Source organism: Priestia sp. SB1 (genome assembly GCF_038898415.1).
This window is the reverse complement of sequence record NZ_JBBJSS010000002.1, coordinates 586756-598932: the sequence shown is the minus strand read 5'-3', so window position 1 is coordinate 598932 and position 12177 is coordinate 586756. Positions and strand designations below refer to the sequence as shown.

The window sequence follows — 12177 nt, the reverse complement described above, 5'->3', positions numbered from 1 at the left end:
TTCTTATTTTAATCTATAAAGCTTCCATCTTGGATAAAAATATGTTTTTAAATTAACCTTTTCATATTAGTAGAAGTTATATAAATTAAATTTTTCTTTTTGTCATTTAACTTATAAAAGGATTAGAAGATTATAATTACTTCCTGTAAAAGATAAGAAAAAGGAAAAGGGTGGTAAGTGTATGAGTTTTAGTTTAAGTTCATTTGTTCCGGCTCCTAGCTTTATTGAACGTATTAATAAATCTATTGAGCCTCTCAATTACCCAGAGTGTCCAGGCGTGTACGTTATGATTGATCAAGACGATAAAGTTATCTTCACGGAACAAGCAGAGAACTTACGAACAAGAATAAAGGCTTATACTACTTCAAATTGTGACTCAGAGGTTTTAAATGAAATAACCAAAGGCAGTGTTAAAGAAATTAAAATCTTTTGTTGCCAAACGGATCTCGATGCTGTGATTTTAGAGTACTATTTTATAAACTCTGGTTTATATCTTGGAAGGCATAACAAACAGGATAAGAGAGATAAAAAAGGGTTATTTAAAGACGTAGATGTGGAAAGTAGTGGCGACTCACAGAAAGTGGAAAATGATAGTTCTCCATCAATAGCAAAAGAAATACAAAAACTCTTAGATGCTAATAATACACTTGTCAGTAGAGTAATTGAGCAACAAAATAACTTTAATAATTATTTCCTAAAGTCGTTAGATAAAAATGGGGAACAAATTGAAACTTTAGCAGAATGTGTTCGCCAATTATCGGAGAGCGTTAAGTTTACAACAGAAAAAGGAGTTATGGAGAAAAAAACTTTGTCTTTGTAACACCATATATAATAGAAAAAAGCTATATATTAGAGCAAGAAACCATATTCTATTTTACTTACCCAAGATCCTCAAAATCGTTCTTGTTTAGCTAGTAAGGTAGCAGCTTAATACATAAGCTGCTGCCTTCTTTTGTTTGTAAAACCACTTTATCAAATTTGTTTTAATCTGTTTCAAAAGAAAATGCTCTTAAAAAATGCTAATTTTATACAATCTGCGGTAAAAGTGTAACTTTTAGGACAGTAAAACGTATTAATTAATAAGAAGAAAATTTATAAGGTGCAGAACGTTATACATATTCCTATTAAAACTAAGAAGAGGTGAATAAAATGGGAAACAGTCGGCTGGCCAGAGAATGCCCAAAATGCGGAAGCAAAGAATTGGGGAAAGGTAGACAAGATAGTTATGCCGTAGTACGTCCGATATATAAAAGAGTGAGCTTAGGTTCTGCAGTTGAACACGTTATTTGTACAGACTGTGGGCTTATCATTGAAAGCTATGTTAAGAACCCTGAGAAGTTTAAAGGTTCTTTTTAATGAATAATAAATTATAAGTCTTATTATCAGAGCTATAATTTATTATTCAAAACTTGGAATTATATTAGTGCAGATTAGAAAGGAAGACCAATAGTGAATTTAAAGGCTTTAAAAGCTGTTTTGAACGCAGCTATTAAAGAAATACATAAGCAGTCATTTTCAGGAGGATATTTAAAATGTGGGATACGCTAAATGTAGAATTAAATACTTTTTTTTCAGTGTTTAATTCTCAAATCTGCATTATAATTATAGCTCTTATACTTAGCATTTGTATTGTGGGTAGGATTTAAATTATTGAAATTATCAATGGAACTAAGGAGTTTAATTTCCCTTATATATTTAACAAGTATTAATATTTGGTTACTCTGCAGTCTGTTGACACTGCTCTAATAATTAGAGGGGTTAATTAGAAAATACGAAGGATGGGAAGAATAACTATGAGCACAGTAAATATAAATCTTCTAAATGTTATTTGGTAACTTTTTGTTTTAGTCGTATTTATCGGTTTAGGAATATTTGTTTACAACCTTTTTAAAAAGAAAAAGAGCAAATAGAGAGGAAAAGCTGTTATTTTATGAAGAATTGGATCCAGCTCTCGGAACAAGAAGAGAAAAAGTTTTGGAAAAGAATTTATAAAGAATTTAAGTTTAAGCCAAGTACCTCCAGGTTTCCTTCGTTTAAGGTACCGTCTCCTTTTATTACCTATGATATTTCAAACTTCTTTGGAGAAACAGCAGACTTAGAACTCTATGACAGAATTGAAAATAAGGCGTTAAACGCATTTAAAAATAATACATTAGTTGATGAGTACATACTAGCGCTGGATTGGCAACACGAATGTTATTGGGTAAATCCACACCTAGAATTTAAAAAAGATAAGTTTGGGGAATGGGTGGTGCCAGTGGTTCCAAATGGCGATTATTACTTCTTTATTCAAAAAGATTTTCAGTGGGGTTTCTTAGGGCATCCTTGGGAAAAAAGCATAACTATTTTTGGAGAAGATTTTATAAAATCTTTTAATGAACAGCAACCTAAAATAATGTGTAATATTTTAAGACAGGGCTAGACTTATTAAAGACAGCGGCTTATATAAACTGCTGTCTTCATTTTTGTTATCAAGCTTAAATTTGTTATAATAGATTGTACAAAAAAACGATTTACATATGAAGGAGCATTTTGAATGTTTCAAAAGGAAAATACAATAAACGCTATTAATAAAGAACCAAAATATATAAAGTTTAGTGTTGTCAGACAAAAAAAGGTTGGGACAGCAAGTATCTCAAAGGGATTAAGAGAATTATTTCAAGCCAGCAATGCATCTTATTTAGAATATGGCATTGACACTAAGCAAAACGGAATATATGTAAGATTAAATAATGAAGAAAAAGGAAGTTCCTTATTAGGGAAAGAAGGAGAACCAAGAAATACAATAGCAGCATCAATTCTTATTAGATATTTAATTAATGAGGACATTGAATACGACTTATCTAAACCTCTTTTTCTGCAACAAGTAAGCAAAGATATTTATCTGTTGACTGTTGATGCTACAAAAGAAGAAAAAATAGATGATAGCCAACTTTCTATTAAATGGCTTAGTACGGAATCTAGTAAGGCTAAAATTCAAAGTGAATCTTTAAATAATGATTTATGGATTAAATTTTACAATACTGGTATAAGAAGAGGATTTATTCGCATTTCTAAGGGATTATTAACTATTTTGAGTGAACGTGAAATGACGCATTTGGAATTTGGGTTCAATAGAGAAACGAAATCTCTTTTCATAAGAGCAAATAACCGTGGAAATGGAGCGGGACTGTTAGATGCGTTAAATGAATACAAGGAGTCACAAATTGTCGCGAACAACATTCTAGCTCACCTTAGCTTAACAGGTATTGATGTTGAGTATTTAAACCCTTATTTTTTACATCCAGTAGACAATTCTATCTACGAGATTTCAACTTCTAAACCTACAGCAAATGTAAATAGCGAATCAATAGTTTGGATACCTACAAAAAAACCATCTGCTCCTGAACAAATAGAGTTTAGAGAAAGACACTTAAAAAGTATTAAAGAAAAAGCTGAGGAGCGCAAAAAACGCAAACTAATAATTGAGAAACGAAAATCTTTAACACTGGAAGCTAAAGAACTAAAAGAAGAGAATCGAATTACTGCAGAGTTTGATGAAAACCAACATCAAACGAAAAAATTAAGAGAAAAAAATCAAGAAAACCAAAACAGCCCGTTTCATAGATTTACTTTCAGGTTTGCGGACAAACCAGGTAAAAAAGGAACTATGTTCTCTATATCGAAAGCTTTCCGACGCGCTTGCATTCAGCAACAAGCTACTCATCTTCAATTTGGAATAACGGATCACAACATTTTTTTAAGGGTTACCGAAAATACTGAGGGAATTTCTTTGGTTGACTCTAGAGGTGAATACAAAGGACTTCAGTTCGGAGCAACTTATTCACTTAAAGAAATAAACAAAGAAGTTGAACGTTTAAAACTGAACGAAACATATACCCTAAAACGATTAACTGACACGATATACTTGGTGGAAGGTACCGAAGTACTTGCGTTAAGTAATGAGACGAACACTGAGGATGTAGTTTGGTTATTAAACACCCCTCCTTTAACCTTGAAAAAGCAGACTGATTCATATAATAGAGACAAATTGACTTTCTCAAACATTTTAGAAAGAACAATAAAGCAATCTCAAAATAAGTATTTAGATATTGGCTATAATGAGAATATGCAAATTGTGGCTTTAAAATTTAATGATAATGACGGAGGAGTACTGCTAAGGAAAGAAGGGGTCAAAAGAGATCGTTTTTCAGCAAGATTATTAGCTGTTATTAAAGAAGTCGGTATAAAAATGGAATACAATGTTGAATACGAATTTAGAAAAACGTCACCTAACTCCTTTAACATTATTTCTAATCAAGACCTGAACGACTTTCAACACTCTGATCGTGTTTTTTGGGTATCCCAAACCTTATCTATCATAACGAATGCTAAGCAACAGTTGTCAAAAGAACTAAAAACAAAAGAATTGAAATCTGTTAAAGAGATGCTGAAGGCAGCAAAAATCAAGGAAGACCAAGCGGATAAACAGTTATTTGAAAAAATGAGCATTTATCAGAAAAACGGAACAAACAGAGAGATAGATGAAATTAAAAAGGAAAAACTTACTTTTAAATTTATAACTCGTAAAACTAGCACATATTTATCACTATCTAAGGCTTTTTATAATACCTGCGTTGAACATCAATTTACGCATTTTCAACTTGCTCTATTCCATAACCACGCATTCGTAGAACTCAATAACAACGGTGATGGGTTTTCTTTAATTGATTCCAATAGAGATTATTTACCTCATCATCCGAGTGGGCTTGGAGCCTCTCACTTCTTTAATAGAGTAAATAGCAAAGTTGCACATTTTAAAGCAAATAAGACATACGTACTTGAAGAAATTGATTCATCACTATTTAAGATAGTGAATTCAGAAGATGTTTCTACACAAGATAGCATTAAAGATAATAAGGTGCTAAGAGTTTCAAATGCTTCTCCTTTATACTTTAAGAAAGCAAATAAAACCGTTTTAGTTTTATCGGCCGCTTTTAATACCATTATTAAAGATTCTAAAAAAACATTTATAGATGTAGGATACAATTCAAACAAAGAAATAGTTGCCATTAGTTTAAACAGCGAAGGTAACGGAGTCGAGTTAATCTGCGACGAAGATGGATGCCGTGTATCGGGCAGTAGGTTGCTTGCGGCTATTGAGAGTACCGGGATTAAATTAGAAGGTATTGAACCGGAATTCCAACAGGTTTTACCTAACTATTTTAGTCTATTAACAGGATTAGAAGTTGACAGTACGAATCCAACTAAACTTTCTTGGTTGTCACAATCCTTAGTCAGAATTCCAAAATAAAAACCCTAAAATGTGATTAATTATTTTAGTGAATCACTTATAAATATATATTTAACTTTAAAAGGTAGTGGCTTATTTAATAAGTTGCTACCTTTTATGTATGTGCAAAATGTAAAAAATAATAAACCGCACTTTAATTTCAAATGATTTCTTGACAAACTAATAAAGATAAAATAATTTAAATCAAATTTAAGCATTAACGAGGGGGAGAATTAATGAAAAAAATCTTTATAAAAAAAGGAGTGTTTTTCCTTTGGATACTCCTATGGCTGTCAATTTTACTTGCCTGTTCTTATTCTGGAGCGCAGTCCAACTATAGAAACCACCTGACTTTAGACGTAGTAGCAGCGGATGTCATTAGTTACACTTTGCTATTTGGCATAATATTTATCCTTGCGGGTAATAAACCCATTAATCAATTATTTAAACAATCATATTTAAATAACGTTACAGCGTTTGCTATATTTGCTTCAGTTAATGCCCCGATGTTTTCACTCGCAGCATCTCTATATAATTATTCTCAAGAATCTTTTAAAGTAATTTATTCTCATTTAATTTGGTATGAAGTAATTCCTAATGTAATCTTTTTTATCGTTTATCTATGGGTTGCTCTTAAGAATATTTATTTAACGCCTAAAACTGAATCCCGGCCTTTCAAATTTACAAGATCAAAAATTCATTTATTTGTTATGAGCGGGTTTATTGCCATTAACCTCTTTTCTATACCTCCACTTGTTAGAAAGACTGTAAGAATAACAGTTTTTCATTACGAACTTCCTTTATCTCAATACAAATATTTTGTTCCAGTTTCATTGCTACCGGTTATTATTGTTTCATTTGCTTATTATGCTGTATGGGCGACTTTTATAAGAAGAAAAGACAGGAAAACAAATAAAGTATAAGCTTTTAAGCCTAATCAATGTTTAATGCTACAAAAAAAAGAAGGATTTTTTATACATAGATGGATTAATAAAGTTATTTTGTCAATAGTTTTTACGTAAATTTTTATTGTAAAACACAAAAAAATATGTATTGCAATATAGTTATTTCGGGGTATAATTACCTAGTAATAATTACTCATCTAGAAGGAGAACAACAAAAATGAAAAAAATAGTTAGTATTCTTATGGCTTTGGTGATTGTAGTTGCATTTACAAACTTAATTCCATCATCAGCAAGTGCAGCAACATCAACAGTTACACAAAAAGTAAAGTACGGAAGTGGTTATGGAATTGTTAATAGAAAAGTTATGCACGGTAGCACTATTAACACAACTACTTATTTTACAGCTAATCAATATGGGATTGGAATTAACGAAGTAACTCAAAAAGTAGAAAACGTTTCTCTTCCTATGTCTGTAAAAAAAGATGGGACTAAAATTGTTAACAAAGCATCTCACGGCAGTAGCGAGATTGCTAAAACTAGAGGAAGTTTCAGTGGCACAACTTTAGGATACCAAGGCGTTGGTCTTTTATCTTTTGATATCGATTTAGAAACATATATAAAAGTAAAAAGCATTGATAAGAAAAATAAAGTAGTTACTATAGAAATTACACGTCTTGATAGATAATAAACGCTAATAAAAAACACAGCTGAAAAATCCCAGCTGTGTTTTTTTATGAGTTTATAATTCACAACAAATTTGAGAAATTTTAAAAAATGTAAAACTATTCCTGTTGTTAAACGTAATAGTTATAGTGGAGGTTCGTAGCGATTATCGCCCGCTAAAGATTTACTGTTTTTGTTTTAAAATTAAATATAGAAATTTATATTGAGGTGAAGTTGTGAATAGGCAAGTTATATTAGACATCAAAGATTTATCTAAAGTTTATAAAGGAGAAGGTTATGAGGTAAAAGCATTAAACCAAATATCCTTTGAATTAGAACTAGGAGAAATGGTTGCTATTATGGGAACTAGCGGCTCAGGAAAAAGTACATTATTAAACATTTTAGGAGCACTTGATGAACCAACTACAGGCACAATTAAGTTAAACGGAGTGTATTCAAAAGATATGTTTCAGGAGCCCCAGGCATCAGCATACAGACGAGATAACGTAGGTTTTATCTTTCAGTCTTTTCATCTACTTAAGGATTTATCAGTGGAAGAAAATATCGCTCTTCCTTTAGTTCTAAAAGGAATAAAAGAAGATGCAATTGATACTAAGGTAGAAAAAATTATTAACCTGATGGGCTTAACTAGCTGGAGAAAACATCGACCTGTTCAACTCTCAGGTGGTCAGCAACAGCGGGTAGCAATAGGAAGAGCTATTATAACAGAACCACCTATTATATTGGCAGATGAGCCAACAGGTAATTTAGATTTTAATACTTCAGAAGATATATTAAACACATTAGTGTCTACGAAGAAGCAGCTTAACCAAAGTATATTGCTCGTTACTCACGATCCTAACGTAGCTACTTATGCAGATCGTGTTTTATTCTTTCACGATGGGAGCATTGTTGATATGTATAACTGTAACGGAAGTAATGATTTGGACTACATATTGGAGAAATTTAAACTTATCACAAAACCGGAGAAACAAACGCTATGAGAACCATACAGGGAGTAGCTTTGCGTTTGTTTAAAGCCAATAAGTTTATTGTTTTCTCATCTATTCTAAGCATTGCTATCTCTACAATGCTTGTACTTAGTATGATATTGTTTTCATTTAACGCTCAAGATACACTTAAAAGTCAACTAAAACAGTCTTATGGGGAAATGGATTTATCTGTAGGTTTTAATATGGATCAGAGCGATGTTTTAACTCCAAAGCTAGTAGAAAGTATTGATCAAACCAAAATGGTTGATAAGGTATCAAAAGTCTCTATTGCTCATTTAAATTTAAATAAACTGGATAGCGCTATCTATACAGTAGGCGTAGAAAATGATTACCTAACTAAAAGCAGATACCATTTTACTAAATATCTTGATAAAGAATCTGTTGTAATGAATAAAGGGTTAGCAAGAGCTTTACACGCAAAGATCGGTGACAAGTTTCTTATCGAAAACAAAAGATACACGTTAGTAGAAACAGTAAATGACTTAACTGCTACGGGTGCTGCCCCAGATATGCTATTTCTTAACCAAGAGGTTGTAAAAAAATACATCCAAACCAAGCAGAATAATAATGCTGAAGCCACTTATCTATTAATTAAAGCAAAGAAGGGCGTAAATCCATTAACTTTATCCAATGAAATAAAATCTTACAACAAGAACTTACGTATTGATGTCGCTGAGCTAGATTACGGCATTAAAAGCAATTTGCAATCCTTACATATATTTATTGTTGTATTATCTGTATTAGTGCTAATTGTTACTTCTCTTATTATCATTTCAAATTTTGAATTGCTGCTTTATAAAATGCGTAATCAGTTCGCAATTATGCGTTCACTAGGGGCAAGTACCAAGCAAATCAGTAAAATTATCACGATACAAAGTACCGCAATAAATATTGCTGGTATATGTTTAGGTTTTATATTAACCTTTTTTAGCCAGAGAAGCCTATATAAGTGGATAGAAAAGCTATTTAATATTCCAACCACACCATCGGAATTTAGTATAAGCGCTGCTGTTATTATTGCAATTCTAGCGTTTATAGTTATCCAACTTTTTTTAATTATTCCGGCGTATCGAAGTACAAAAGTATTGCCGCTTAAAACAATGGAGAAAAACGAAAAACTTAACTTTAGTTATTCAAAGGCAAGAGTTATTGTCTTTAAAGTTTTAGTAGGTATTTCATTGTTCTTAATTGTTTGTAGCCAAGTACTCCCTACTAGGGAGACATATGGACCCGCTATTCTATTAATTTCAGTAGTTTTTGTATTGCTAGGCTTTGTGTTGATTTTCCCTATCTTGCTACCAAAGGTCTTAGAATGGTTCTTACCTTATGGGCAAAAGTTATTTGGACAAGAGTTTTATATTTCTATAAAAAACCTTATTCCACAAGTTAGGAAGAACACCGCTATTATTTTAATGATTAGCAGCTTAATGATAATTGCTGTATTTGGATCTGTTACATTACGTACTATTCAAGTAAGCCAGCAGGATCAATTAAAGGAGAATTATGCAACTCCAATTTTAGTTGAAACTCGACTCAATAATACAAAAATAAACCCTGTAGAATTTACAAAAGTGGTAGAAGAATTACCGGATGTAAAGTCCGTTAGTAATTTTAGTACTTTAGGATTGGCATATTTACAAGAAGAGGGCAAAGATATAAATATAGATTATGCAGTAGTTGACCTAAAAAGGTTACAAACCCAAGGGTTAATTTCTCCATTAAAAAGCAAAGTTGCTGATAACAGCTTAATTATATCTGAGCGCTTTGCTAAACAGAATCATTTAAAAATGGGTCAAGCCGTTCAACTAGGGGAGTTTTCTGAACCTAAACAAGCTGTAGAACCAAATGGGAGCTACATTGTTACATCTATTCAGAAGAAGATGTTAAATGGTGGAGACGCGTATTTAGATTGGAGTAACCGAAGATTTATGGATGTCGATTTTTATTCACTTTATGTTGAGTCTAATCACATAAAAAGCGCAGTGAGCGAATTAGAGGGTTTAAAGAGTCAATATCCAGAAATAAAAATCAGTAATTACGAACAGTCAGCTAAAGAAGCAGATAAAATGTTTTACCAGCGCTGGGGAATTTTTATTCTAGTTATAGCTACATTAGTTGTATCAACAATGGTAGGAGTATTTAACTCCTTAGTAAATAATATTTACTCTAAACGAAAAGAATTTGCGGTTTTACGTGCAATGGGTGTGACTCCAAAAGGTCTTCGTAAAGTCATACTGTCACAAGTAAACCTTTATATTTTTATTGGATTAATTATTGGTATAATAATGGGCTTATTAATGACCTTTATATTACTACTAGTAGACCCTGGGAAGTTTATAATAGATTATAAAGTAATTATTGCTGTATCGCTTTCAATGTTGGTAGGCAGCACGTTTATATTTTGGTTTGTTGGCAACAAAATTTCTTTTCAAGAGCTTTCTATTGAGCTTACCAATGATAACAAATAAACTAAAAAACAACTTAGCGGCTAAGATATCTTTAGCGACTAAGTTGTTTTTATGTGTTTATATGAGATTACTTTCCGTGTGTATTAACTTTTTAAACTCGTTTGAAATTAATTCATTTGCTGCTTTTATAATAGTTTCTTTGTCGTTATTTAATTTAGGAACTTCAATGCAATCACCTATTATGATTGTTCTTTTCTTTCTTGCTAACAATCCTTTTATAGAAGATGGCCCAATATAAACTGCAGGCATAATTGGTACATTTGCCTTTGAAGCAATGTGAATTGCTCCGTTTTTTAATGCCTTCTCTTCTGAGTCCCTTGTCCCGCTTGGAAAAATCCCCACCACTTTGTTTTGTCTAAGTAATTTTAAAGGAATTTTTAAGACGCTGGGACCAGGGTTTTCTCTATCTACAGGAAATGCATTCAAATTTTCTAATAGCTTTCTAATTAGTTTTGTTTGAAACAATTCTTTTTTCGCCATAAAGTAGACAGGCAGGGGATATAAAGCTATGCCCAAGCAAACTACATCAATCCAACTTTTATGTGTGCAAACTATAATGAAAGGTTGATTAGTGGGTAGTTTTTGCTTATTTATTACGTTCATTTGTCCATTTACTATAAACAATAGAAGTTTTAAAATCTTTGTTGCAAAGCTATACATATTTCTTACACCTCATCTAGATCCCATTTAATTATATGCCCGGCGTGGGTTAAGCCTCCACCAAATCCATAAAGTAGGAGGGTATTTCCTTTAAGTAACTTTCCTTGTTCTACTCCTAACTTTAGTGCCAAAGGAATGGAAACGGACGAAGTATTTCCAAAATACTCTACGCTAGTTAACGTTTTTTCCACAGGGATATCTGCTCTACCGCAAATTGATTCTATCATTCTTAAATTAGCGCTATGTGGAACAAACCAATTAATATCATTTCGCTCTAATCTTGCCTCTTTTAGTAGCTCAGTTATTCCTAATGGAATTGTTCGAGAAGCCCATCTGTAAACCTCCCTACCATTCTGAACCATCTTACCACTTGTTTCTAAAGGTTGACCGTGCATACTTGTTGATAAATTTGTACGGTATACGTGTTTTCCACCTTTACCATTTGTGCCTATATGCGTCGCCTTAAAACTTGAATTATGTAAATCTTCCTCCAATAAAACAGCTGCGGCTCCATCCCCAAACAATACACAAGTACTACGGTCTGTATAATCCGTAACTTTTGAAAGGGTCTCAGCAGTAATAACTAGAACCTTTTTGTGAAGTCCAGACGTAATAAACGCATTAGCCATATGTAATCCATAGGTAAATCCTGCACAAGTAGCATTGTAATCTAATGCACCTGTATTTGGGATATCAAAATATTCCTGAACTTGACAGGCTACGCTAGGGAATGCATAGTCAGGAGTCGTTGTTGATACAATAATACACCCTACATCGTTTAGTTTCTTGTTGTAGTCGCTTATTAAGCTTTCAACCGCTTTAATAGCTAGATGGGAGGAGTATTCATTTTCAAAAGCAATTCTCCTTTCCTTCATACCAGTTCTTTGGACAATCCACTCATCGTTCGTGTCTACAATTCTTTCTAAATCGTCATTAGTAAGTCGCTTTTCCGGCACATAGGTACCTAATGCTGTAATTCTAGCAGTTGATTTCATACAATTCACCCTTTTTATTATTAAGTTATATTAATAGATATTAGTACTAGGTACTAATATAGTCAATAGTTTTATAAGAAAAAAATGTTAATTAGTGTTATTTTTTGTATGTAAGTAACGGAAAATTTACGAGTTCTAAGTACCCGTTCAAACTAATCTGTACTGATTAGTGAAAACACAAGGGGTAACTATCACTACGCA

General features: G+C 32.3%; 10 protein-coding genes. 8 read left to right on the top strand and 2 right to left on the bottom strand.

Annotation, left to right across the window (positions count from 1 at the left end; genetic code table 11):
• The first annotated feature begins 181 nt into the window (after nucleotides 1–181).
• The 8 genes from WKH56_RS08605 to WKH56_RS08570 all read left to right on the top strand — a co-directional run bounded on the left by WKH56_RS08605 (nucleotide 182) and on the right by WKH56_RS08570 (nucleotide 10321).
• Nucleotides 182–820: a GIY-YIG nuclease family protein gene (locus WKH56_RS08605; protein ID WP_342835290.1), complete on the top strand. Its 639-nt coding sequence runs from the start codon at nucleotides 182–184 to the stop codon at nucleotides 818–820.
• Nucleotides 821–1149: 329 nt separating this feature from the next.
• Nucleotides 1150–1356, top strand: coding sequence for a transcription initiation factor TFIIIB (locus WKH56_RS08600; RefSeq protein ID WP_342835289.1), 207 nt, complete (start codon nucleotides 1150–1152; stop codon nucleotides 1354–1356).
• A 574-nt stretch (nucleotides 1357–1930) separates the two neighbouring features.
• On the top strand, nucleotides 1931–2422 hold the full coding sequence (locus tag WKH56_RS08595; protein ID WP_316911226.1) for a DUF2716 domain-containing protein: 492 nt from the start codon (nucleotides 1931–1933) through the stop codon (nucleotides 2420–2422).
• Nucleotides 2423–2536: 114 nt separating this feature from the next.
• The gene (locus WKH56_RS08590; protein ID WP_342835288.1) at nucleotides 2537–5293 is read left to right on the top strand and encodes a hypothetical protein; all 2757 of its coding nucleotides are present in this window, start codon (nucleotides 2537–2539) and stop codon (nucleotides 5291–5293) included.
• Between the two features lie 215 nt (nucleotides 5294–5508).
• Nucleotides 5509–6195: a hypothetical protein gene (locus WKH56_RS08585; RefSeq protein ID WP_342835287.1), complete on the top strand. Its 687-nt coding sequence runs from the start codon at nucleotides 5509–5511 to the stop codon at nucleotides 6193–6195.
• A gap of 199 nt (nucleotides 6196–6394) precedes the next feature.
• Nucleotides 6395–6862, top strand: a complete 468-nt coding sequence (locus WKH56_RS08580; protein WP_316911229.1) for a hypothetical protein — start codon at nucleotides 6395–6397, stop codon at nucleotides 6860–6862.
• Nucleotides 6863–7076: 214 nt separating this feature from the next.
• On the top strand, nucleotides 7077–7844 hold the full coding sequence (locus tag WKH56_RS08575; protein ID WP_342835286.1) for an ABC transporter ATP-binding protein: 768 nt from the start codon (nucleotides 7077–7079) through the stop codon (nucleotides 7842–7844).
• Entirely contained in the window at nucleotides 7841–10321 is a 2481-nt protein-coding gene (locus WKH56_RS08570; RefSeq protein ID WP_342835285.1) for an ABC transporter permease, read from the top strand. Before WKH56_RS08575 ends, WKH56_RS08570 begins: the two co-directional genes overlap by 4 nt.
• A 57-nt stretch (nucleotides 10322–10378) precedes the next feature.
• On the opposite strand, the gene WKH56_RS08565 is transcribed toward WKH56_RS08570, so the two are convergent.
• Both WKH56_RS08565 and WKH56_RS08560 read right to left on the bottom strand, forming a co-directional pair.
• Nucleotides 10379–10981, bottom strand: a complete 603-nt coding sequence (locus tag WKH56_RS08565; RefSeq protein ID WP_342835284.1) for a lysophospholipid acyltransferase family protein — start codon at nucleotides 10979–10981, stop codon at nucleotides 10379–10381.
• 5 nt (nucleotides 10982–10986) lie between these two features.
• Nucleotides 10987–11976 (bottom strand): ketoacyl-ACP synthase III, encoded by a 990-nt coding sequence (locus tag WKH56_RS08560; RefSeq protein WP_342835283.1) that lies wholly within the window; start codon nucleotides 11974–11976, stop codon nucleotides 10987–10989.
• Between the last annotated feature and the right edge of the window lie 201 nt (nucleotides 11977–12177).